We start from the raw sequence: 22,360 nt of genomic DNA on the forward strand, positions 1-22,360 counted from the left end.
CGGACTCTGACGGTCCGAACCCCTATCGACATCACCGCAAGGTGACGTCGCTAGTCACCGTACGGAATCCAGATGTTCTTCACCTGCACCGCGTGGCGGAGCAGGATCGGACCCTCACTCGCGGCCTTGTCGTACCAATCGAGCGCGAGGCCATGATCGACCAGCGTCCGCTTGAGATTGCCGATCGAGTGCCGTTCGGCTGTCATTGAAGCGTCCTGCGATCCGAACGCCCAGAGCGCGTCGACATCGTCGTGCTCGGCAAGCACCCTGACCAACTCGCTGTGATCGCCGGTGACGATGTTGACCACGCCGCCCGGCACGTCCGAGGTCTCCAGCACCTGGTAGAAGTCGGTCGCGGCGAGCGGATGCCGCTCGCTCGGCACGGCGACGACCCGGTTGCCCATCGCAACCAGCGGCGCCACCAGGCTGATGAAGGCGAGCAGCGGTGCCTCGTCGGGACAGGCGACGCCGACCACGCCGATCGGCTCATGCATCGCGAGCGCCACGCCGCGCAGCGGCGGCGCGTGGATGGATCCTTCGAATTTGTCCGCCCAGGCGCCATAGCTGAACAACCGCTCGATGCTCGCATCGATTTCCGTGCGCGCCTTCGCAGCCGACACGCCGGTCATGTCGGCGATGCGGCGGGCGAATTCGTCGCCGCGCGCGGAAAGATTCTCGGCAAGGTAATAGAGGATCTGGGCGCGATTATGCGCCGTCGCCCGCGCCCAGGACTCGGCGGAGCGCGCCGCGGCCACCGCATTGCGGATATCCTTGCGATTGCCCTCGCCTGCCTCGCCGAGGCGCCGGCCTTTCGGCGACAGCACCGCACGCGAATAATTGCCGTCCGGGCGCACCTGCTTGCCGCCGACGAACAGTTTTGCCGTCCGATCGATCGGCGGCACATCGAATCCTGCGCTGGCGCCGGAAGCCGTCAGCAGCGGCGATGCCTTGGCCCGCGCCTTGCGCCCGCTCCAGGCCTTCGGCTTGAGATACTCGTACATGCCTTCACGGCCGCCCTCGCGGCCGAATCCGGACTCGCGATAGCCGCCGAAGCCGACGCTGGCGTCGAACAGATTGGTGGCGTTGACCCAGACCACGCCGGCCAGCAGCTTCGGCGCGATATCGAGCGCCAGCCCGATCGTCTCGCTCCACACGCTGGCGGCAAGACCATAGCGCGTGTTGTTGGCGAGCATCACGGCCTCGTCAGGAGTGCGGAACGTCATCGCCACCACGACCGGGCCGAAGATCTCTTCGGTCGCAACCGTCGAGGACGGATGCACATTCCAGAGCAAGGTCGGCGGATAGAAACATCCCTCCGCCGGGATCGCACCGGACCCCTGATATTTCTCGGCGCCTTCCCTCACCCCTGTCTCAACCAGCGACTTGATCCGTTCGAGTTGCACCGGCGCGACCACCGCGCCCATGTCGATCGCCTTGTCGAGCGGCATGCCGACGCGAAGCGTCTCCATGCGGCGGATCAGGCGCCGGCGGAAAGTCTCCGCGATCCCCTCCTGCAGCAGCAGTCGCGAGCCGGCGCAGCAGACCTGACCTTGGTTGAACCAGATGGCATCGACCACGCCTTCCACCGCGCCGTCGATATCGGCATCGTCGAACACGATGAACGGCGACTTGCCGCCAAGCTCGAGTGTCAGCGATTTGCCGGTCCCCGCGGTCGACTGGCGGATCAGCCGTCCGACCTCGGTCGAGCCGGTGAACGCGATCTTGTCGACGCCGGGACTTTCGACCAGCAGCGCGCCGGTGGCACCGTCGCCGGTCACGACATTCAGCACGCCCGGCGGCAGGCCGGCCTCGGCCGAAAGTTCGGCGAACAGCAGCGCCGTGAGCGAGGTGAACTCCGCCGGCTTCAGCACCACCGTATTGCCCGCGGCCAGCGCCGGCGCGATCTTCCACGCCAGCATCAGCAGCGGAAAATTCCACGGAATGATCTGCCCGATCACGCCAACCGGCACCTGATCGGCGAATTCGCGCTCCTGCAACTGCGCCCAGCCGGCGTGATAGAGGAAATGGCGTGCGGCGAGCGGCACGTCGAGATCGCGGGTTTCCCGGATCGGCTTGCCGTTGTCGATCGCCTCCAGCACGGCGAACAGCCGGGCGTGCCGCTGCAGCACGCGTGCCAATGCATAGAGATGACGCGCGCGGCCGTGGCCGCCAAGCTTCGCCCAGGCTGTCTGCGCGGTGCGCGCGGCGCTGACCGCCGCCTCGACATCGGCGGCAGCGCCCTGCGCGATGCGCGCCAGCGTCTTGCCGGTGGCAGGCTCGGTCGTCGTGAGGTGCTTGCCGGCATGCGGCGCCGTGAACTTGCCGGCGATGAAATGCCCGAACGTGGCGCCATGCCGCGCCAGCCAGGCGCGTGCCTCGCCGTCCGCCTCCGGCGCGGGGCCATACTCCATGGTCTCGAAATAGCTTGCGACGCTCATCGCTGGAGTCTCATCCCACGGGGTGGCGATTGAAGGCCGAATAGTGGCCGGTCACGTGATGCTCGAGCTGTCGCTCGATATCGGCGAGCAAGCTGGAGGCGCCGACGCGGAACAGATCCGGCTCGAGCCAGTCACGGCCCAGTTCCTCCTTCATCAGGAACTGATAGTTGAGCACGTCCTTTGCCGTCGAGATTCCGCCGGCCGGCTTGAAGCCGATCTGGTAGCCGGTGCGCTCCTGATAGGCGCGGATCATCCGCAGCATCGCGAGCGTCACCGGCAGCGTCGCGTTGACGCTTTCCTTGCCGGTGGAGGTCTTGATGAAGTCGGCGCCGGCCATCATGCAGACCATCGACGCCTTGGCGACGTTGCGCAGCGTCTTGAGATCGCCGGTGGCCAGGATCGTCTTCAGATGCGCGTCGCCGCAGGCGGCGCGGAAATCCTGCACCTCGGCGTAAAGCGCCCGCCAATCGCCGGTCAGCACATGCTCGCGCGTGATGACGATGTCGATCTCCTGCGCGCCGTCGCGGACCGACGCCTCGATCTCCTTCAGCTTCAGATCATGCGGCACGAGACCGGCGGGAAATCCGGTCGAGACCGCCGCGACCGGGATGTCCGATCCGTCGAGCGCTTCGACGGCGGTCGCCACGAACCGATGGTAGACACAGACCGCGCCGGTATGCAGCTCGCGGCCGGCAAAGCCGAGCCGCTCGAGAAGGTCGCCGCGCACCGGCGCTTTGGCCTTGGCGCAGAGACGCTTCACCCGTTCGGTCGTATCGTCGCCATTGAGCGTCGTCAGGTCGATGCAGGTGATCGCCTTGAGAAGCCACGCCGCCTGCGCGTCCTTCTTGACCGTGCGCCGGCCCGGCAGGCTCGCGACACGGCGTTCGGCGGCCGACAGATTGATCCTGATCTCATCGATCCAATCCATCTCGATCGCGCGGCCAGCGTTGCGCGGCAGCGGATGTTCGCCGCCCGGAGAAGGCGGCTGCGCGGCCAATGGGGACGGATTCTGTATGAAGACGCTCTGCGTCATGGAGGCGCCGTGCGGTCCTAGCGAATCGACGAGATCGCCAGATAGACTGAATGTGTCGATCGCAACTCCCCTGACCTTGCCGCGGGGTTTGCCGACTGCCTGAGGACGACACCGTCCCCGACCCTCGATCAGCCCGCCGGACTGGATGTTATTATTATAACAAATCGACGTTGATAAACTCACAACATTGTAAGATCATTGTCAATCGGATAAGCAAGCCCGGCGATCAAAATGGCTGAAACATCGAACGCACGACCAAGCGAGACGCGCGTGCAGCGCCTGCAGAGGCTGCGCCGCGCCGTCGAATCGAGCGGCACGCTGCATCTGAAGGACGCCGCCGAGCTCCTCAAGGTTTCCGAAATGACGGTCCGGCGCGATCTCGCCGGGCCGGACGCCGCGCTGGCGCTGCTCGGCGGGTACGTTGTCAATGCGGCGTCGCCGACCGGGGTCAAGTACACGTTCGAGCAGGAGATCGATCAGCACACCCAGGACAAGCGTCTCGCCTGCCGGTCTGCCGCGGCCTCGATCAAGGAAGGCGATACGATCTTCATCGATTGCGGCACGACGATGCAGTCGCTGGCGGACTGCCTGCCGGAGGACCTGCCGCTTTCGGTGATCTGCTATTCGATGAACGTGGCGTCGATCGTGACGCGCCGGCCGGCCACGCAGGTGATGCTGATGGGCGGCCTCTACCATCCGTCGTCGCAGTCCTTTGCGTCGGACGACGGCCTGTCCTATCTGCGGCGGCTCGGCATCAACAAGGCCTTCATCTCCGCGGGCGGCGTACACTGGACCCGCGGCGCGAGCTGCTCGAATTTTCACGAGGTCGCCGTCAAGCAGGCCGTCATCGAGACCGCGATGGAGAGCATCCTGGTGATCGACGCGAGCAAGCTCGGCAGCCTCAAGTCGGCATTCTTCTCCGATATCGGCGCGTTCTCGCGCATCATCGTCGGCGGCGCGGCGTCAGCGGACATGCGCAAGCACTTCCGGAGCCTCCCCGTAGAATACGTGACCAGCGCAACCTGATCCGAGCGGGGGCCGGCACGCCCGGATCAGGCTGCTCACGATGCGCGGGCTCGCGTGACCACGCATCGAACTCCTGCGGCTCAGTTGCAGGCAGGCTTCGCCTTGTTGCAGGCGTCGGTCAGCTCCGGCGGCGGCTCCTTCTTGAACACCGTCTTGTAGGATTCCAGCACGTTGGACTGCGTCACCGGCAGCGACTGCACACCGATCCAGCCCGGCGTTTCCTTGCCGAGCAGCGCGTTCATCATGGCCATCGCTTCGGCGACACCCTGGTCATAGGGGCGCTGCGATCCGGTCGCTTTCAGCGGTCCGCCCTTGGCGATCTCGATCGCCGATTGCAGGCCGAGGTCGACGGTGGTGACCGGAATGTCGATACCCTGCGCGCGCATCGAGCTCAGCGTATCCAGCGCCGGCTGATCCCAAACCGCGAACAGGCCCTTGATATCCGGATTGCCGGTGAGGAAGTCGCCTGCGATCTGCGACACCTTCGGCGGGTCGGTGAAGTCGACCTGCTTCATCTTGATGTCCGGGCGGTTCTTCTGCATCCACTCGCGGACACCCTTGGTGCGCTCGTTGGTGCTGAAATAGTCGACGCCGAAATTGACGAGGCCGATGGTGCCGCCCTGCGCGACGCAGGACGCCAGGATCTGGGCCGCGATCAGACCGTTGCCCTGGCTGTCCGCCGAGATCATCGAGGCATATTCCTCGGGATGCTTCAGTCCGGTCGGAATGCTGTCCATCAGCACGAGCTTGATGCCGGCCTTGGCGATCTTCTTGTAGGTCGGCGCGGTCGCGGTGAAATCGACCGGGATCGAGATGATGCCATCCGGATGCTGCTGGATGGTGTTCTCGATGTCGGCGATCTGCTTGTCGACCTGATACTCGGCGGACGCGACGCCGGTGACGGTCACACCATACTTCTTCAGCGTGTCGGTGATGCCCTGGATCTGCAGTTGCGCCCAGTCGAGATTGACGGTCTGCATGGAGATGCCGACCTTGAAATGCTTCTCCCTGATCTTGGCGGCATCGGCGTCCGACAGCGCCAGCACTTCGGGCGAGGCGGCCTTCTCGCCGTGCGGCCCCTGACCGACGATCGATTTCGGTCCAAGCGTCGCGAGATCGACGCCCTTGACGCAGGTTGCAGGCACTTCGGCGCGAGCCGAGGGGGCGATCGAAATGGCCGTCGCCGCGATCAGCGCGGTCAGCGGCAGGGTTTGTCGCAAGATTGGCTTCATTGTTTCCTCCCGTTTTGGTCGCCGATTGACCGGAGGCCGGCGACCTTGCCCTTACCCTTGCAACGCCTGGCCTTGCGGCCCATGCGCTGCGCCGTCGTGCTCTAGCGCTTCGTGAAGGCGACTGCGGCCACGATGATCGCTCCCTTGATGACGAGTTGCAGTGGCGAGCTGACGCCGAGCAGCACGAGGCCGTTGTTGAGCGTGCCGATGATGAGGCTGCCGAACAGCGTCCCGAGGATGTAGCCGCGCCCGCCGAACAGGCTGCAACCACCGAGGATCACGGCGGCGATGACGTCGAGCTCCATGCCCTGCACGACGTCGGGCCGCGCGGCGTGCGAGCGCGCGGACAGCACCAGCGCCGCAAGTCCGGCCAGCGCGCCGGTCAGCACAAAGGCCGCGGTCGTCACCCACTTGGTGTTGATGCCGGAATACAGCGCCGCGGTCGGATTGCCGCCGACCGCATAGATGCGGCGGCCGAACACGTTATAGTGAAGCAGCAGGATGCCGACGATCATCGCCACCAGCGTCCAGGCGATCGGAACCGGTATGCCCAGGAACGAGCCTTCGCCGAAGATCGCAAAGTATGTCTCGTTGGTGATGATGACAGGCTTGGTATTGGTCACCATCATCGCCAAACCGCGCGCCATGCTCAGTGAACCCAGCGTCACCAGGAACGACGGGATCGAGAGCTGCGTGGTCAGGATGCCGTTGAGCAGCCCGACCAGCGCGCCGGTGCCGAGCCCGGCGGCAGCGCCGACGATCCAGCTGTTGTTGATCTGGCTCATCGCGAGCGCCGCGGCCATTCCCGACAGCGCCAAGGTCGACGCGACCGACAGATCGATCTGGCGTGCGATGATCACAAAGGTCATGCCGACCGCGATGATCGAGACCAGCGTGGTCTGGCGTCCGATGTTCAGGAAATTGTCGACCGACAGGAACCAGGGCGAGGACAGGCTGAACACGACCAACAGCACCAGGAAGGCGATGTACAGCATGTAGGGCCGCTCGCCCCGCAGCAGATTCTGCAGCAGCTTGCGGCGACGATCGGATCGGGTCGACGAGGCGACGAGGTTGGGCGCGGTCAATTCGGTCATGCGGGCAGCTCTTGCAATACGCCTTGTTCGGAAGCCTGGTAGATCTGCAGCAGATGATGGAGCTCTTCGGCATCATCGATCTCCCCGCGCACCAGCGTTCGCGCCACGCGTCCATCGACGATCACGGAGATGCGGTCGCAGAGCTCGATCAGTTCGACGAGGTCCGACGAGACCACCAGGACGCCGGTGCCGTCGCGGGCGGCATTGCGGATCACGCCGTAGATCTCCTCGCGCGCGCCGACGTCGACGCCGACCGTCGGCTCGTCCAGCAGCAGCACGCGCGGCCGCGGATCATTCCATTTTCCGAACACGACCTTCTGCTGGTTGCCGCCGGACAATGTCCTGACCAGGCTCGAGGCGCCTTGCGCCTTCACCGACAGCCTCGCCACCGCAGCATCCGCACGCCGGGCGGCGGCGCGCTGCTGCATGAAGCCCCAGCGCGAGAATTGCAGAATCCGCGGCAAGGTGATGTTGCGCTCGATCGAATGATCCAGCACCAGGCCCTGCATGTGCCGGTCTTCCGGCACCAGCGCGACGCCATGGTCGATCGCATCGGCCGCGCCGTTCGGCAGCCACGGCCGGCCCTCGATCGCCAGTGTGCCGGTCTCGACCGGCCGAAGGCCGAAGATCGTCTCCAGGATCTCGGTGCGCCCGCTGCCGATCAATCCGGCAAGGCCGTGGATCTCACCGTTCATCACGGACAATTCGACGGCTGACAGGCGGTCGTTGGACACGCCCGACAGCGACAGAATCGGCGACGGATCGAACGAACGCGCGGCCGCAGCCTCGGCGCGCGACACCGCGGGCGCCAATCGATCGGTGCCGATGATGGCGTTCACCAGCCGCTTCATGTCGGTCTCGGCGGTGACGAATGTGCCGGCATTGGCGCCGTCGCGCAGCACCGTGACACGCTGCGAGATCTCGAAGACCTCGTTCAGCCGATGGGTCACGTAGATCACGCCGACGCCGCGGCGCGTCGCCTTGCCGATCGCATCGAACAGGATGCGAACTTCATCCGAAGTCAGGGACGATGTCGGTTCATCGAGGATCAACAGGCGCACCTCGCCCATCAGTGCCTTGGCGATCTCGGTCATCTGGCGGTAGGCGAACGGCAGCGAGCCGACTGTTGCCTTGGTATCAAGGGGAATGCCGAGTTCGCTCAGGAACGCCCCGGCCCTGGCCATCAGTTCGCGCTTGCGGACAAAGCCGAACCGCGTACGCGGCTCGCGGCCGAGCAACAAATTGTCGGCGACGCTCAGCGACTCGACGAGACTGAGGTCCTGATAGACGACGGCGATGCCTGCCTCGCGCGATCTAGCCGGACTGTCGAACGTAGCCGGTTTGCCGGCGATCTCGATCGTGCCGCTGTCGGCCGCGTGGACACCACTGAGGATCTTGATCAGCGTGGACTTGCCGGCCCCGTTCTCGCCCAGCAGCGCGTGCACCTCGCCGGCCCGGACCTCGAGGTTGACGTCGCGCAACGCCCGCACGCCGCCGAAGCGCTTGTTGATGCCACCGACCATCAACAGCGCCGTCGACGGCCGAGGCTCGGCTGCGATCGAACCGGACAATTCCAAATTTTCCTCCCGTCGACCGCGCGCGGCGCTGGTACGATGGTGACATATTGTTATTTTTGCAACTTATCTTGTTATAATTCTATCACATCGGCCGACCTGTCAATGGGAGATCGCGCTAGCGGGCGCTCGAATTGAAGGCGGCGATCGGATCCTGCACCGCCATACATGCGGCCGGCCTCCGCCAGGTACGATGGCAGCCGGAAGGTTGTGCTAAGCTGCAATTGCTCTCTTCATCAAAGCCAACGCCGGTGAATCACGATGAAACTGAGTGCTGCGATTGCCGTCGCCCTGATCTCGTCTTGCCTGCCCGCCGCGGCGCAGCAAGCCGGTGCCGACCTCTACGCGCAACGCTGTGCGCAATGTCACGACAGCAGCAACGCGGCTATTCGCGCGCCGAGCCGCACCGCGCTGCAATCCAGATCGTTCGACGAGGTGCTTGGTGCGATCTCCACGGGCCCGATGGCATCCTTCGCGCAGGGACTGACCAGCGACGAGCGGGCGGCGATCGCCTCGCTCGTCACCGGAAAGGCCGCGTCGCTCGCGGCAACCGAGAGCGCGGGCCAATGCCCGCAGAACGAGACCGGCTTTCCGACGCCGATCGACGGGCCGCGGTGGAACGGTTGGGGCGCGGATATCAACAACAGCCGGTTTCAGCCGGCGGCAATGGCCAGCCTCGCGCAAGACCAGGTCCCGCGGCTGCGTCTGAAATGGGCGTTCGGATTTCCTGACACGTCCAACGCCAACGCGCAGCCGGCTGTCGTCGGCGGCTTGCTGTTCGTCGGTGGCGGTGACCGCAAGGTCCACGCCCTCGACGCCAAAAGCGGCTGCACGCGCTGGGAGTTTCCGACCGAGGCGCCGGTGCGGACGGCCATCAGCTTTGCCCCGCTGGACAACGGCCAGCCTGCCATCTTCTTTGGTGATGTGCGCGCCAACGTCTACGCCCTGAATGCCGCGACCGGCAAGCTGATCTGGAAGAGCAAGGTCGACGATCATGTGGCGGCCCGGATTACCGGTGCGCCAGTGTTCTATTCCGGCGCCGTCTATGTCGGGGTTTCATCGATCGAGGAGGCTATCGGGTCTCGTCCCACCTACCAGTGCTGTACGTTTCGCGGCAGCGTCGTTGCGCTGAAAGCCGAGACCGGTGCGCAGATCTGGAAGGCCTATACGATTCCCGAGGCACCGCATCCGACACGGGCGAACGCCCTCGGGACCCAGTTGTTCGGTCCGGCCGGCGCGTCGGTCTGGTCCGCGCCGACGATCGATGTGCAGCGCCAGGCGCTCTATATCGCGACCTCGAACAGCTATGCCGACCCGGCAACCGACACCAGCGATGCCATCCTCGCGTTCGATCTCACGACCGGCCGAATGCTTTGGCACCAACAGGCCACGCCGAAGGACAGCTTCGTCGTTGCGTGTTTCGGCACCGATCAGAGCAATTGTCCGGAAGACCGCGGCCCCGACCATGATTTCGGCCAATCGCCGATCCTGGTGAGCTTGCGCAACGGACAGCGCGTGCTGGTGATCGGCCAGAAATCCGGCGTGGTCCACGCGCTCGATCCCGACCACGAGGGCAAGATCCTGTGGCAGACGCGGATCGGCAAGGGTGGCGCGTTGGGCGGGACCGAATGGGGTTCCGCCGCCGACCAGGACCGAATCTATGTCGCCAATTCGGACGTACGATTTCTCCGGGACGGCACGCGACGTCTGAATTCAAGCGAAGGTGGCGGCCTGTTCGGGCTCGATCTTGCGACCGGGAAGATCGCGATGCAGGTCGCGCCGGTGGCCTGTGGCGACCGCCCGCAGTGCAGTCCCGCGCTCTCCGCGGCGGTCACCGCCATTCCTGGCGTCGTCTTCTCGGGCGGCGTGAGCGGCTTCCTGCGCGCCTACGCGACCGATGACGCACGGCTGCTCTGGGAGATCGACACCGCCCGCGACTACACCACGGTCAACGGCGTTGCGGCCCATGGCGGCGCCATGGACGGACCCGGCCCGGTCGTCGTCGACGGAATGCTGTACGTCAATTCCGGCTACGCGCAATGGAGCGGGCTGCCCGGCAACGTTCTGCTGGCCTTTGAGGTCGGCAACCCCTGACAGGTATTTGCGCCGGCAAGCTGAGCACTACTCGCGGCGGGCTATTCGTGCTTTGATGTCGGACAGGATCAGCCGAGAGATCCGAAGGGAGAGCGTGTGGTGCTTGGTGACGTGCTACGCAACATCACGTCAGGGGCCGTTACCCTCGTGCGCTCCAATGGTCCCGAATCGCCGATATCAGGGACCGGCGTCCCGAAATCGACCGACATGGCAGCCGCGCTTCAAATCGATGCGCATGTCGTTGCGCACGAAAAACACAGAAACTATAAGTGCTTGAAAGAATGGTCGGAGTGGCAGGATTCGAACCTGCGACCCCTGCGTCCCGAACGCAGTGAGCATCTTCTAACTTATTGATTTTTCTTGTGTGGTGGCCACTCCCGTCCCGTTTTGTTCACGGTCGTTTCACCCAATTCATTGCGATTTCGTTGCGGCATTTCCTGACGAGAACGGCGCTCGCTGAGATGTCGAGCCGGCGAGCTGCAATGTGACCTGACCAAGTTCAAAATCAGCATCTGATCGCAACGAGAAGCAATCCTAGCGATTTCCGAGCGCCCCTAAACTCTGCCGCATGAACACTGGTTTTTACGTAACAAGCTCAGTTCTTTCAGAAGACCGACCCTGATGACGTCTCCGGAAAAGGTGATCTGGCGGCGCCCACGATCGGCACCGATTGCACCCGGCCATCGACCGGACCTGCCGCTCGCCAACTTCCTTGACTGCGTCGGTGACGAGTTACTCCACGACTGCTCCAAAGCGCCACCCTCGGGCTTGTCTGGGTAGCCAGCTAAAACAGTAAGCCAAGTCTTTTCACTACTCATGCATTTCATTGCTGGCGCGGGAGGGATCCGACCGCCGAATGACGAAAACAAGATACGTCGGCGTCGCCAGCTCTATGCTGTGGCTGGTCCACCGTAAAAATCTTGGTCCGTTTTCTGACAGCGACGTAAGGTCATGTCAGGATCGCCACACTGCGCGTCGGGTTCAGATTTTTCAAAGCACAGTTTGCCGCTTACTGCGCGCTTGCGGCGTTGGCACGACCATTGCTCCAGCAAAGATCAGCTTCAAAGATACAGAGGAAAACGGTTATGCTCTTCTTCCCTAGTTCGCGCGTCCTACACCGAACAGCGATCCGCGCGTTTACTTGACCGGGCGCAATACTAGACATACGGATCCGCAATTGTCCGATCGCAAATGCATTTACCGCCGCGGTACTTGCCTTAGGTTCATTCGCCCATGAAATCCGCGATTGTGTTCGACTGGAATGGCACGCTGCTCGATGATGCCAATGCGGTGCTTCAAACCATCAATGCAATTTTGAGCCGCTTCGGTCGCGCAGCCGTAGATATGCGCAGGCTTCGAGAGGAATTCGAACTCCCTCTTTCGGTTCTCTTCCGCAACCTAGACATGTCGAAAGATGAAATCGACGTCGTGGAGAGAAATGACAGCGCCATTTTTCATGACACTTACGAATTCTTGGCGCGCAACGCTGCCTTACGCAAAGGGGCACGAAATGTTTTGCTCGCCGCTGATCACAGAGCCGTTCACACCATTATTGTCAGCAATCACATTGTTGAACCAATTCGCGCGCAAGTGCGAAGACTTGGAATCAAGACTCACGTCACGGACATTTTGGCATTTGAGAACCGCGCAACCCAGTTTAAGAGCGTGAACAAGGAAGAACGTCTGCGCTTGTATATGCAGGCCAATGATATACCTCCACAAAGAACCGTCATCGTGGGTGACATGCCAGTTGAGACGGAGATTGCCCGCAATCTCGGTCTTATCAACGTATCAATAATGGGGGGATTCGTTTCCGAAGCACGCTTGCGCGCCGCGGGGCCTGATTACATGATTCATGACCATCACGAATTATTACCCATTTTGCAGAAGCATTGCATTCTTCCGATCGGATGAGTCACCACAATAGCAGAACAGAAGAATCTGCCGTTTGCGCGCTCTTGCTGTCCGCTTGGTCTTCACACCATTCGACGAGAGTGGTCGGCGATCAAGTTCTTTCGTCACACGGGCGAACTATCAGTCAGTTCAGTCCGAAAGCTTGCGCCAAATATCGCGATCCGCTCGGCGCCCATGTGAGTCTACATGGTCGGCCTGAGTCCGTCACATGGCACGATGCTTGCTGGAATCATTCGCTACCGAGAGGCGAGGAAGACACTGCGAGGGGCTTGGAAAAACAACATGAGCAGAACGACTGTGATCGGTGACGTCATTTCAGGCACCGATGTTGTGAAGCGTGCAGCGCGCATCGGTGCCGAAGTCAAAAATATCAAGCTATCGGGCGATCTACCGGACCACACGATCGACGCTATTAACAGCTTGTTGCTCGAGCACAAGGTGATCTTCTTCCGCAATCAAGGACATCTCAATGACGCCGAGCATGAGCGCTTTGCCGCTCGCCTTGGAAAGCTAGTTCCCCATCCGATGCTCGGTCCTACCAAGGGGATGGCGTCGCTCCTCGAACTGGACTCCAGTCGCGGCGGCGGTCGCGCCGATGTTTGGCATGCGGATGGGACCTTCGCCGAAGCCTATCCCAAAACTTTGGTCCTACGAGCCGTTGTAATGCCAACGTTCGGAGGCGACACCGTGTGGTCGAACACAGCGGCTGCTTATCTTGATCTACCGGCACCGCTACAGCGGCTTGCAGAGGAACTATGGGCCGTTCACAGCAACGTTTTCGATTACGCCGGAATCGCGCGCGTCCGCGAGGTCGACAAGAGACACTTTGACGAGGTGTTCACCAGAACGGTTTTTGAGACCGAGCATCCCGTCGTGCGCGTCCACCCCGAAACAGGCGAGCGGGCGCTGGTGCTCGGCGCCTTGGTGAAGCACTTTATTGGGGTCCCTAAGTACGACGGACAAAAGCTGTTCGATCTGTTCCAGTCTCACGTCACCGCGCCCGAAAACACTGTGCGCTGGAACTGGCTAGAGGGCGATATCGCGATATGGGACAATCGCGCAACACAGCATTACGCAGTCAACGATTACGGTGACCAGCATCGCGTCGTACGTCGGGCCACGATCGATGGTGACGTGCCCATCAGCGTAGATGGCCGGAGCAGTGTAACGCGCCTGAAGGTAACCGAATAGCGGCCCATCGACGCCCAGCGCCCTCGCATTGAGAATGGATAAACCTGGTTTGCCGGCGTTGCTTCGGGCAGAGGTGGAAACACGCATTCCCACACGATATGTCAGCTGTTGGGCCAAACTCGGCGGCGCCTAGGTTTATGCATCGCATTAAGCGTCGCGCGACAGCTTCGAGAAACCTTAGGCATCACTGTCTTGCGCCGGCGACCGGTGCGTCGCCTCGACGTTTCAGTTTAGAAAACCCTCGATCGGTGGCCATAAAGCGCGCTAACATGGGAGCGATAAGCTTAGTCGGTTCGACGACTTGACCACCTTGAAGCGAAAGGGCCTCTGCATATGCAATGAGATCACGATGCACGGCCGCCGGCAGCTCCGTACTCACTTTGACCGGCTTGTCGTCTGGAAGCTCTCCTATTTTGAGTTTTGGCATGTTGTCACCCTCTATACGGCGTAACTATGAGGTCACGATTGACAAGGACACGAACCGGGAAACCAGGCCGCACGGTCAAAGTGGGCTGGATATTGAGACTGCGTCGAACCACCTGCTGTCCGGTTTGGTTTAGTGAGTCGGAGGCGCCGTGTCGCAACGCCTGGATGATGGCGCTGTCGTTGCTATTGGTGTCCGAACCAGCCCCTAGTTCGGTCCCGACCGCCAGAAACGTCGATAGTGCCGCAGCCTTGAATAGCTCTGCCCAGTGATTGTCGACTTGGTCTTCCAGACCCGCATACCCAGCGCTATCAGCGCCAGGCTGCCGCTCGAGAACGATAGAATGTCCATTCGGCATAATCAGCCGCGTCCAGACCAGTAGGACACGGGACTGGCCGAAAGTAACCTGACTATCGTATGTGCCGATCAGACGCGCTCCCTGAGGCACAAGCAGAAAGCGGCCGGTCGGCGTGTCAAAAACATTCTCGGTGACCTGCGCGGTAATTTGGCCCGGCAGGTCCGATCGGATCCCGGTAATCAGGGCTGCCGGAATGACCGTCCCAGCCTGCACGACATATGGTGAAGCCGGCTTGGTGATGCGGTCGGGGCTGACCGTGCGACGGTCCACAGAAGCATTCACGAAGGCAAGCTTTCGGTCTTGACCGTTCTGCGCCAATCCGTCGTCGCCAGTGCTCGATAAGTTCGGCGACGCGACGCGGTCGCCTTCAACAGCCGCAGCGGCAGGCGGACGTCCTTCTCCTCCCTTGGTCGGAGCGAACAAATGGCTAATGCGGGCTGCGTCGGTCTCCTGGTCTCGGCGCTGCTGTTCCGCATCAGCCCCGATCGCCGGCGAGTGGCCTTGGGCAGCAAGGATTGGCCGACCGAGGTCGCCAGGGAGTGGCGGACCAAGCTGCGGTATTGGCTGGCGCGGAACGCCAGCATAATCCTTCGGCAGCGTCGTAAGGCCATCGGCAACATTGTGATGGTCAGTGCTGTAGAGTTCATCGGCCGCCTGGTTTCGGGGACGATTGTTCTGCAGCGACCACAGGACTGCTCCACCAATGACAAAGAGGGCAAGCGCGCTCCCTCCGGCCAGGACTTTTCGCGACAACCGTGTCACGCGCGGATGCTCCGCTCTCAGTCGGAAGCTTTTGGACTGCTCCTCTTGTGTCTCCGGCGGATCTGCTTGCTCGTGATCGTTTCCACTCTGGCTGATCATGACGACGGCCTCCCGTCGGTCCTGACAATCCTGACCTTTTGCTGGCGCTCACTGCCGAGCCTCAGCTCAGCTGCTCCAAACAGCCGATCGACGATTAACACGTTACCGTAGGCGCGATAGTTGACGAGCTCGGTCTTCCCGTCAGGGCCGATGACAAAGAGCGGTGGCATCTCTCCCTGGACGATACCTTTAGGGAATTCGACGTAGACCTTGCGGCCATCGTCGTATGCGGCGAGCGGCCGCCAGGGTGGACGGTCCCCTTCAATGGCATAGCGGGAGATACGCTGCCCTGGATCCGGAAGAGGGGGTCTCAGAGCGACTGAACGGGATCGTTCGCGCGCTGTTTCAGGATAGTACCAGGCAACAGACGGCATATATGGCCGCTCGCGGGAGCGGAGCTCAATCAGGTAGGTGCGCCGGTCGGTATTGACAATGAGGTTAGTCTCGATCGATGCGCGGGTCGGCTTGACCAGGATATGGACGCGTCGCGTATCGCCGCTCCCGCTCTCAGTATCGCCTACGACCCAGCGTACGGTATCTCCGGCCGCGATGGGCCCTGATCCCGTCAGTTGCTCTCCCTCCTCGAGCGCGACGTCCGTGATCTGCCCCGGCGCGGCATAGATCTGATAGAGCGCCCCGGGACTGTAGGCGTAGATCTGCGCTGCGTTGAAATATCCCCGCTTCCGCGGTTCGACCCGGGCTGCGCTGTTTGCCGTCTCAACCCGGCTCACAGGGTCGGGCTCTTCCTTCCCTCCTGACTTGCCGCCGAGAGCCGGCTTCCAGAGCGGTGGAACGTGAAGCGGTCGCGACTTGTCATCCAGAGGCGCTGGCGGCGCCGGCGGCGGCGGGATTTCCGCGTCATAGCTGATCTGTGGCGGGATGTAGGTCGCGCACCCACCGAGCGCCGACGAACAAAGCAGAAGAGCGGATAGAAATGCTCGCTTCGATGTCACAAGCTCGGACCAAGTCGAATTGCACCTACTGTACACGATAGGACGCTTCGAATAAACGTAAGACGGGGTCTTGGTCACTGACTCAACTCCTTTGACCAGTTGATGGCGCGGACATAGACGCCAAGGGGATTCTTGCGCAGGCGTTCGGCATCGCGCGGCATCTCGATCACGACGGTGAGAATTGCGGTCCAACGCTCGGTCGAACTCAGCGAGCCATTATCGTAGGTGCGCTGGATCCATGCGACCCGAAAGCTTTCTGAAGACGCGCGAATGACGCTCGACACGTCGACGGAGATTTGCGCCTTACCCAGTTTGGCAAAAGGGTCATTGTTGCGCGCGTAGTCGTTGAGCGCAGCGGCGCCGCGATCGGTCGCAAAATCGTATGCCCGGAGCCAGTTTTGGCGCAGAACGATGCCGTCGGCCGGAAGGCCCCTGACATCCTCGATAAAGCGCGCCAGATGGTAGGCGATCTGTGCATCAGTGGGTTGATAGTCGATGTTGGCCGGCGCGACCCTTTGGGCCTGGCCAAGATGGTCGACTTCGACCACCCAGGGCGTGATCGAGCCTTGATTCGACTGCCGGACAAGCCCACCAGCGAGACCGGCTGACAACATCAAGCAGCCGAATGCCATCAGGCGCCAGTTCTTGGCTTGCACGCGCGCTGATCCAATGCGTTCGTCCCAAACTTGAGCTGCTTTCTGATACGGCGTGACCGGTGCGGGCATGCGCCCGTAATGAACGGAAGTTCGTTTGAACATCGATGGTTGCCCCTGGTATCGAGTGATCGGTTTCAAGTCGGGCGATGGAAGGGTTGAGGTGCTGCTGTGCGGCGTAGGTACAGTGGTGCGTCTCAGCGCTCTCCTTCGGACAAATCGACGGAGGAGCCGCTGCCACCGTGATCGCCCGAGCGGACCGCGTGGCCGGCAGCCGAAGCACCATGCCGAATAGTCTCGGCACGCTTCATCCGGCGCGCCCAATCAGGCCGCCCCTCGGCCGAGGTGCTCGCCGCCCGTTCGCCCGCTTGCTCACCTCCGACGGCAGCCGCTGCGCGACGCAAAGGACTCATGGCAGCCGAAGCGCCAGCCTCCGCGACGCCGGCAAGGCCGCCGCTTCGATAGGCGGCTGACGCTCCGCTTAGGACAGCGCCGCCACCGCGCGCGGCGCCTGCAATCGCGCCAGTAGCGAGACCAGCACCGGCCGCTACACCAGCACCTGCCGCAACAAGCCCGCCAGCAGCCAAACCCGATCCAATCGCCGCACCGGCGCCGAGCTGCGGTCCCCCAGATACCAGGCCGTTTGCAATACCCGGACCGAAGATGCCGAGGCCCAGCAGGGAGAGCGCCGCGAGCACTAGCGTCATTGCGTCTTCAATGGTCGGCTGAGCGCCTCGGAAACCAGAGGTGAACTGCGAGAACAGGGTCGAACCGATGCCCACGATGACAGCTAGGACCAGAACCTTTATCCCCGAAGATATTACATTGCCCAGGACCCGCTCAGCGGCAAAGGCGGTCTTGCCAAACAGACCAAATGGAATGAGCACGAAGCCGGCCAGCGTCGTAAGCTTGAACTCGATCAGAGTGACGAAAAGTTGGATCGCCAAAATGAAGAAGGCGAGCAGCACCACGACCCATGCGAATAAGAGAACGACGATCTGAACGAAATTCTCGAAAAAGCTGATGTAACCCATCAGGTTCGAGATCGAATCGAGCAGCGGTCGGCCGGCATCGAGTCCGACTTGGGCGATCTTTCCCGGCCTCAGGAAATCGGATGCGGATAGGCTTGCACCCGACGCTTTCAGCCCAAGTCCGGCAAAGCTCTCGAAAACGATGCGCGGCGAAGAGGGTCTTCTTGACGAGCCGCGCGATGATGTCCTCGTCAGTTCCCCAACTCCAGAACAACGCAGCGAGAGTGATGTCGATCGCGGCGAGTGTCGTCGCGAGATATCCAACGTCACTGCCCAGCACCCCGAATCCGTTATCGATATAACGCGTAAACGTTTCCAAGAACTGGTCGATGATCCCGGTACCCATCATGGCTTGCTCGCCTCGGGTGTCGCCGGTTGCGGATATGCTTGCGGGATCCGGCTCTGATCCTTTGGGGCGGGCGCCAGCCCTGCGAAGGAATCATTCTGGCCAGGGTCTGCTGGGCCGATTCTTTTGCCAAAGAAGCGACGCCGGTTTTCGTCCCAAATCTGCTTGCAATGCCGATAACCCACTGTGTCCTCTGGAGTGACACCGCGGCAGCGTGCGAGCTCGGAGCTGGCTGCATCGGTCCCTTGCTCCGCCTTCGGTGCCGACCGAGACTCGTCTGATCCGCGCAGCTGAATCGTGCAGGCAGCGACGGCCACTAGGCCGATTGTCGTAAGCAGCGAAAGCGCCTTGAATGCCTTTACGTCGGTCATCAGTGGAACATCTGTACATTGGAGGATTGATAGCCCTGTCCTGGTGTTAGGAAGCGCTTGAGCTGCTCTCGACCCTGATCCTGGGCCGCGGCGCGCTGCGCCGCTTCGAGGCTCTGCGCCCTGCCCTGCGCCGCCGTGGCCGCCGTGAGATCGGCAAGTTGTTGCGCTTGAAGCGCGAGGATCTGATTGCCAGCCTGCGTTGCCTGCAGCGCGCCGGCGGCCCCCTGGCTTGACGTCACGAGCGCGGATGTCTGGATGCGATTGGTGTCGAGGTTACCAACGATGCCGGCTTGGACGCGAAGCGCGTCTTGCGTCGCGGCATAGGAATTTTGCCATCGCGCTTGAGCGTTGGCGACCAGCAACTGGTTCGACTGGTTGCTGGTGGCTGGCGCGTAGCTGGTCGAGAAGGCACGATCGATTTCCTGGACGTCGTAGGCGATGCGCTGAGCCTGCGCCAGCAACTGTTGGGTCCGCTGAATCGAGGATAGAAATTGCTGCAGCGACGAATACGGAAGGTTCGCCAGATTCTTCGCCTGATTGATCAGCATCTGCGCCTCGTTCTGCAACGAGGTGATCTGGTTGTTGATCTGCTGAAGCTCGCGCGCAGCGGTCAGGACATTCTGAACGTAGTTGTTGGGATCGAAAACGATCAGCGCCCGTGCGGGGATCGCAACGCCAAGCGCCAGCGCAGTGACGCCGGCTGCGGCCAATAGGGCAAGACGCCTCATGGCGATTTCTCCAGATTGACGAGATTGGGAATTAGATCTATGGCCCAGGCGACGCCACGGTGCTGGAGCCAGGCCGGCACGAAGCCGTCAGGTCCATGTTCGGCGAAGAGCTGCGCGATGGCAGCTTGGTCTGTCTTGGAAGAGGCCGCGGTGAATGCGAGCGCAACCTCACCAAGCCCGAGTTCGAACATCCGGTTGCCGCGACGGGACTGGCAGTAATAGTCGCGTTTTGGCGTTGCCCGACTCAATAACTCGATCTGGCGGTCATTGAGGCCGAAGCGGCGGTAGATGGCGGTGATTTGCGGTTCGATCGCCCGTTCGTTCGGCAGCAATAAGCGAGTTGGGCAGCTTTCGATGATCGCCGGCGCGATCGCTGAGCCGTCGACATCCGAGAGCGACTGGGTAGCGAAGATGACGGAGGCATTCTTTTTCCGAAGCGTTTTCAGCCACTCCCGGAGCTGCCCCGCGAAATCCTCATCATCGAGGGCAAGCCAACCCTCATCGACCATAAGGAGCGTCGGCCGACCATCGAGACGGTCCCCAATACGATGGAAGAGGTAAGCCAGCACGGCTGGCGCAGCACTCGTTCCGATCAAGCCTTCGGTCTCAAATGCCTGGACCGACGCTTCGCCAAGGCGCTCGAATTCGGCATCGAGCAGGCGCCCCGAGGGACCACCCACGCAATAGGGTTGCAGTGCACGTTTCAGGGAGTTGGATTGGAGGAGGACTGACAGGCCGGTCAGGGTGCGTTCCTGCATCGGCGCCGAGGCGAGAGATGTCAGCGCCGACCACAGATGATCCTTGACCTCCGGGGTGATCTCGATTTTTTCCCGTGCCAGGATCGCGCAGATCCATTCGGTGGCCCATCCGCGCTCTGAGGGATCATCGATCCAAGCCAGCGGCTGCAGCGCGACGGGCCGATCACTTCCGTCAGACAAAGCACCGCCCAAATCATGCCAGTCGCCGCCCATCCCGAGCGCGGCCGCCCTGATCGAACCACCGAAATCGAACGCAAAGATCTGGGAGTTCGGGTAGCGGCGGAATTGCAGTGCCATCAGAGCGAGCAGTACCGACTTGCCGGCCCCCGTCGGTCCGACCACAAGGGTATGGCCGACGTCGCCAACGTGGAGGGAGAATCGGAACGGGGTCGATCCCTCGGTCTTGCCGAACAGGAGGGGCGGCCCCTTGAAGTGCAGATCCCTCGCCTCGCCGGCCCATATGGCGGAAATCGGAATCATATGGGCGAGGTTGAGGGTCGAAACCGGCGGCTGACGCACGTTGGCGTAGACGTGCCCGGGCAGACTGCCGAGCCAGGCTTCGACGGCGTTCACCGTCTCGATCATGCAGGTGAAATCGCGGCCCTGAACGACCTTCTCGACTAGCCGTAGCTTTTCATCGGCAGCACTAGGATCCCGGTCCCAGACGGTGATGGTCGCCGTGACAAAGGCTTGTCCGATCTGATCGGACCCCAGTTCCTGCAACGCTGCGTCAGCATCGAGCGCCTTGTTGTGGGCGTCGGTATCGAGCAGCGTCGACGCCTCGTTGGTCATGACCTCCTTGAGAATGGCGCCAATCGACTTTCGCTTGGCGAACCACTGCCGCCGAATCTTGGTCAGCAGCTTGGTGGCGTCTGTCTTGTCGAGCATTATCGCCCGGGTCGACCAACGATAAGAGAATGGCAGGCGATTCAGGTCGTCTAGGATTCCCGGAGTGGTGGCGCCCGGAAAGCCGACAATTGTTAGGACCCGAAGATTGGCTGAGCCCAACATCGGCTCTAGCCCGCCGGTCAACGGCTGGTCGGCCAAGAGCGCATCGATGTACATGGGAATTTCGGGCACTCGAACCCGATGACGTTTGGTCGAGATCGTCGAGTGCAGATAGGTCAGCGTGTATTGATCATCGAGCCAGGCGCATTCGGGCATAAATCCTTCAGCGAGTTGAAGCACGCGGTCGGTTTGATCGATAAAACCACGGACTACTTCGTGAGCAGCGGCCCCAAAAGCGCGGTCGCGACCCTCGTAAAGCAGTCGTTCTGCCTTGGCGGCTCCTTCCTCGGGGGGCAGATAGAGAAAGGTGAGGAAATAACTGGACTCATAGTGGGCGCCCGCCTCTTCGAACTGAGCTCTGCGCTCGGCGTCGACCAGTGCGGATGCGACATCCGGAAATGTACTCGGAGGATAGGCCCCGGCAAAATGGCGCTGTGCCTCGACGAATACGGCCCAACCTGATCCGAGGCGGCGCAGGGCGTTGTTCAGACGACCGGCGACGGCGACAAGCTCAGCCGGGACCGCGCTGTCGAGGTCGGGGCCGCGGAATTTCGCCGTCCGTTGAAACGAACCGTCCTTGTTCAGGATGATTCCCTCGTCGACTATGGCGGCCCACGGCAAGAAGTCCGCAAGACGCGCGTTGGAATGGCGGTATTCGGCAAGGTTCATCATGGTAGAGAGCTCAGGCGTTGAGGTGGCCGGGAATGCGAAGATGTCGGCGCACGACGTCGACAAACGCAGGATCGCGCTTGGCTGCCCAGACGGCGGCCATGTGGCCGATGAACCACAGGACAAGGCCCGCGATCCAGAGCCGAAGCCCGAGCCCCAAGGCTGCAGCAAGCGTACCGTTGACGATCGCGACCGACCGTGGCGCGCCGCCCATCAGGATTGGCTCAGTGAGCGCGCGATGAACGAGCACGACAAAGCCTGTGACTGGTTCATCCATCAGATCACCACGCCGCCGCCGAAGGAGAAGAACGAAAGGAAGAAACTCGAGGCGGCAAACGCGATCGACAGACCGAACACGATCTGGATCAGCCTGCGGAAACCACCCGACGAGTCTCCGAACGCGAGCGTGAGCCCGGTTACGACGATGATGATGACGGCAATGATCTTGGCGACCGGCCCCTCGACCGACTGCAGGATCTGATTGAGTGGCTGTTCCCACGGCATGTTCGATCCGGCAGCCCAGGCCGGTGCCGACGCCAAAAGAAGCATCCCGGACATGGCCAGTGAAGCGGCATCTCGAGGAAAGCGAAATTGCGGACGCATG

The 22,360-nt window shown here is 62.1% G+C and carries 18 protein-coding genes, 1 tRNA gene and 1 pseudogene; 4 read left to right on the forward strand and 16 right to left on the reverse strand.

What is annotated here, in order from left to right; all coding sequences use genetic code 11:
* Positions 1–50: 50 nt before the first annotated feature.
* The gene (locus I6F38_RS04635) at positions 51–2,438 is read right to left on the reverse strand and encodes an aldehyde dehydrogenase family protein (RefSeq protein WP_225159248.1); all 2,388 of its coding nucleotides are present in this window, start codon (positions 2,436–2,438) and stop codon (positions 51–53) included.
* Between the two features lie 10 nt (positions 2,439–2,448).
* Positions 2,449–3,366, reverse strand: a complete 918-nt coding sequence (gene deoC, locus I6F38_RS04640) for a deoxyribose-phosphate aldolase (RefSeq protein WP_225159249.1) — start codon at positions 3,364–3,366, stop codon at positions 2,449–2,451.
* A 336-nt stretch (positions 3,367–3,702) separates the two neighbouring features.
* On the opposite strand from deoC, the gene I6F38_RS04645 reads away from it, so the two are divergent.
* The gene (locus tag I6F38_RS04645; protein WP_057018878.1) at positions 3,703–4,497 is read left to right on the forward strand and encodes a DeoR/GlpR family DNA-binding transcription regulator; all 795 of its coding nucleotides are present in this window, start codon (positions 3,703–3,705) and stop codon (positions 4,495–4,497) included.
* Between the two features lie 80 nt (positions 4,498–4,577).
* Here the strand turns inward: I6F38_RS04645 and I6F38_RS04650 are convergent, their stop codons facing one another.
* The 3 genes from I6F38_RS04650 to I6F38_RS04660 form a co-directional block, all read right to left on the reverse strand.
* Entirely contained in the window at positions 4,578–5,729 is a 1,152-nt protein-coding gene (locus I6F38_RS04650) for a substrate-binding domain-containing protein (RefSeq protein ID WP_225159250.1), read from the reverse strand.
* A gap of 101 nt (positions 5,730–5,830) precedes the next feature.
* Positions 5,831–6,823, reverse strand: a complete 993-nt coding sequence (locus tag I6F38_RS04655) for an ABC transporter permease (RefSeq protein ID WP_038387432.1) — start codon at positions 6,821–6,823, stop codon at positions 5,831–5,833.
* On the reverse strand, positions 6,820–8,400 hold the full coding sequence (locus I6F38_RS04660; RefSeq protein WP_225159251.1) for a sugar ABC transporter ATP-binding protein: 1,581 nt from the start codon (positions 8,398–8,400) through the stop codon (positions 6,820–6,822). The genes I6F38_RS04655 and I6F38_RS04660 overlap by 4 nt, the downstream gene beginning before the upstream one ends.
* 258 nt (positions 8,401–8,658) lie before the next feature.
* Between I6F38_RS04660 and I6F38_RS04665 the strand changes: the two genes are divergently transcribed.
* Complete coding sequence (locus I6F38_RS04665) at positions 8,659–10,491, forward strand: PQQ-binding-like beta-propeller repeat protein (protein WP_225159252.1); 1,833 nt, start codon at positions 8,659–8,661, stop codon at positions 10,489–10,491.
* Between the two features lie 282 nt (positions 10,492–10,773).
* Here I6F38_RS04665 and I6F38_RS04670 read toward each other — a convergent pair.
* Positions 10,774–10,876: transfer RNA gene (locus I6F38_RS04670), tRNA-Ser, on the reverse strand.
* Between the two features lie 848 nt (positions 10,877–11,724).
* On the opposite strand from I6F38_RS04670, the gene I6F38_RS04675 reads away from it, so the two are divergent.
* Positions 11,725–12,405 carry an HAD hydrolase-like protein gene (locus I6F38_RS04675; RefSeq protein WP_225159253.1) on the forward strand — a complete coding sequence of 227 codons (681 nt, stop codon included), beginning with the start codon at positions 11,725–11,727 and terminating at the stop codon, positions 12,403–12,405.
* Between the two features lie 282 nt (positions 12,406–12,687).
* Positions 12,688–13,596: a TauD/TfdA family dioxygenase gene (locus I6F38_RS04680; protein ID WP_225159254.1), complete on the forward strand. Its 909-nt coding sequence runs from the start codon at positions 12,688–12,690 to the stop codon at positions 13,594–13,596.
* Between the two features lie 184 nt (positions 13,597–13,780).
* On the opposite strand, the gene I6F38_RS04685 is transcribed toward I6F38_RS04680, so the two are convergent.
* The 10 genes and pseudogenes from I6F38_RS04685 to I6F38_RS04730 form a co-directional block, all read right to left on the reverse strand.
* Positions 13,781–14,023 (reverse strand): DUF2274 domain-containing protein, encoded by a 243-nt coding sequence (locus I6F38_RS04685; RefSeq protein ID WP_097670121.1) that lies wholly within the window; start codon positions 14,021–14,023, stop codon positions 13,781–13,783.
* A 4-nt stretch (positions 14,024–14,027) separates the two neighbouring features.
* Entirely contained in the window at positions 14,028–15,239 is a 1,212-nt protein-coding gene (locus I6F38_RS04690) for a TrbI/VirB10 family protein (RefSeq protein ID WP_225159255.1), read from the reverse strand.
* Complete coding sequence (gene trbG / locus I6F38_RS04695; RefSeq protein ID WP_198964450.1) at positions 15,236–16,270, reverse strand: P-type conjugative transfer protein TrbG; 1,035 nt, start codon at positions 16,268–16,270, stop codon at positions 15,236–15,238. The genes I6F38_RS04690 and trbG overlap by 4 nt, the downstream gene beginning before the upstream one ends.
* Complete coding sequence (trbF, locus tag I6F38_RS04700) at positions 16,267–16,950, reverse strand: conjugal transfer protein TrbF (protein ID WP_097670118.1); 684 nt, start codon at positions 16,948–16,950, stop codon at positions 16,267–16,269. Before trbF ends, trbG begins: the two co-directional genes overlap by 4 nt.
* Before the next feature lie 92 nt (positions 16,951–17,042).
* Positions 17,043–18,225: pseudogene (trbL, locus tag I6F38_RS04705) on the reverse strand (P-type conjugative transfer protein TrbL).
* A complete protein-coding gene (gene trbK-alt / locus I6F38_RS04710; RefSeq protein ID WP_225159256.1) occupies positions 18,222–18,593 on the reverse strand; it encodes a putative entry exclusion protein TrbK-alt in 372 nt (123 codons plus the stop codon). Before trbK-alt ends, trbL begins: the two are co-directional and overlap by 4 nt.
* Entirely contained in the window at positions 18,593–19,321 is a 729-nt protein-coding gene (gene trbJ, locus I6F38_RS04715; protein ID WP_026192416.1) for a P-type conjugative transfer protein TrbJ, read from the reverse strand. Before trbJ ends, trbK-alt begins: the two co-directional genes overlap by 1 nt.
* Entirely contained in the window at positions 19,318–21,759 is a 2,442-nt protein-coding gene (gene trbE, locus I6F38_RS04720) for a conjugal transfer protein TrbE (protein ID WP_225159257.1), read from the reverse strand. Before trbE ends, trbJ begins: the two co-directional genes overlap by 4 nt.
* 10 nt (positions 21,760–21,769) lie before the next feature.
* Positions 21,770–22,033 (reverse strand): VirB3 family type IV secretion system protein, encoded by a 264-nt coding sequence (locus tag I6F38_RS04725; protein WP_018270310.1) that lies wholly within the window; start codon positions 22,031–22,033, stop codon positions 21,770–21,772.
* The gene (locus I6F38_RS04730) at positions 22,033–22,314 is read right to left on the reverse strand and encodes a TrbC/VirB2 family protein (RefSeq protein WP_018270309.1); all 282 of its coding nucleotides are present in this window, start codon (positions 22,312–22,314) and stop codon (positions 22,033–22,035) included. The genes I6F38_RS04725 and I6F38_RS04730 overlap by 1 nt, the downstream gene beginning before the upstream one ends.
* Positions 22,315–22,360: the final 46 nt, after the last annotated feature.

This window comes from Bradyrhizobium sp. BRP56, assembly GCF_020194035.1.
Classification (GTDB): domain Bacteria; phylum Pseudomonadota; class Alphaproteobacteria; order Rhizobiales; family Xanthobacteraceae; genus Bradyrhizobium; species Bradyrhizobium australafricanum.

Bases quoted from the DNA above. Each gene is read 5' to 3' on its own strand.
- I6F38_RS04635 (WP_225159248.1), bottom strand. From the start codon at position 2,438: ATGAGCGTCGCAAGCTATTTCGAGACCATGGAGTATGGCCCCGCGCCG.
- deoC (WP_225159249.1), bottom strand. From the start codon at position 3,366: ATGGATTGGATCGATGAGATCAGGATCAATCTGTCGGCCGCCGAACGC.
- I6F38_RS04645 (WP_057018878.1), top strand. From the start codon at position 3,703: ATGGCTGAAACATCGAACGCACGACCAAGCGAGACGCGCGTGCAGCGC.
- I6F38_RS04650 (WP_225159250.1), bottom strand. From the start codon at position 5,729: ATGAAGCCAATCTTGCGACAAACCCTGCCGCTGACCGCGCTGATCGCG.
- I6F38_RS04655 (WP_038387432.1), bottom strand. From the start codon at position 6,823: ATGACCGAATTGACCGCGCCCAACCTCGTCGCCTCGTCGACCCGATCC.
- I6F38_RS04665 (WP_225159252.1), top strand. From the start codon at position 8,659: ATGAAACTGAGTGCTGCGATTGCCGTCGCCCTGATCTCGTCTTGCCTG.
- I6F38_RS04675 (WP_225159253.1), top strand. From the start codon at position 11,725: ATGAAATCCGCGATTGTGTTCGACTGGAATGGCACGCTGCTCGATGAT.
- I6F38_RS04680 (WP_225159254.1), top strand. From the start codon at position 12,688: ATGAGCAGAACGACTGTGATCGGTGACGTCATTTCAGGCACCGATGTT.
- I6F38_RS04685 (WP_097670121.1), bottom strand. From the start codon at position 14,023: ATGCCAAAACTCAAAATAGGAGAGCTTCCAGACGACAAGCCGGTCAAA.
- I6F38_RS04690 (WP_225159255.1), bottom strand. From the start codon at position 15,239: ATGATCAGCCAGAGTGGAAACGATCACGAGCAAGCAGATCCGCCGGAG.
- trbF (WP_097670118.1), bottom strand. From the start codon at position 16,950: ATGTTCAAACGAACTTCCGTTCATTACGGGCGCATGCCCGCACCGGTC.
- trbK-alt (WP_225159256.1), bottom strand. From the start codon at position 18,593: ATGACCGACGTAAAGGCATTCAAGGCGCTTTCGCTGCTTACGACAATC.
- trbJ (WP_026192416.1), bottom strand. From the start codon at position 19,321: ATGAGGCGTCTTGCCCTATTGGCCGCAGCCGGCGTCACTGCGCTGGCG.
- trbE (WP_225159257.1), bottom strand. From the start codon at position 21,759: ATGATGAACCTTGCCGAATACCGCCATTCCAACGCGCGTCTTGCGGAC.
- I6F38_RS04725 (WP_018270310.1), bottom strand. From the start codon at position 22,033: ATGGATGAACCAGTCACAGGCTTTGTCGTGCTCGTTCATCGCGCGCTC.
- I6F38_RS04730 (WP_018270309.1), bottom strand. From the start codon at position 22,314: ATGTCCGGGATGCTTCTTTTGGCGTCGGCACCGGCCTGGGCTGCCGGA.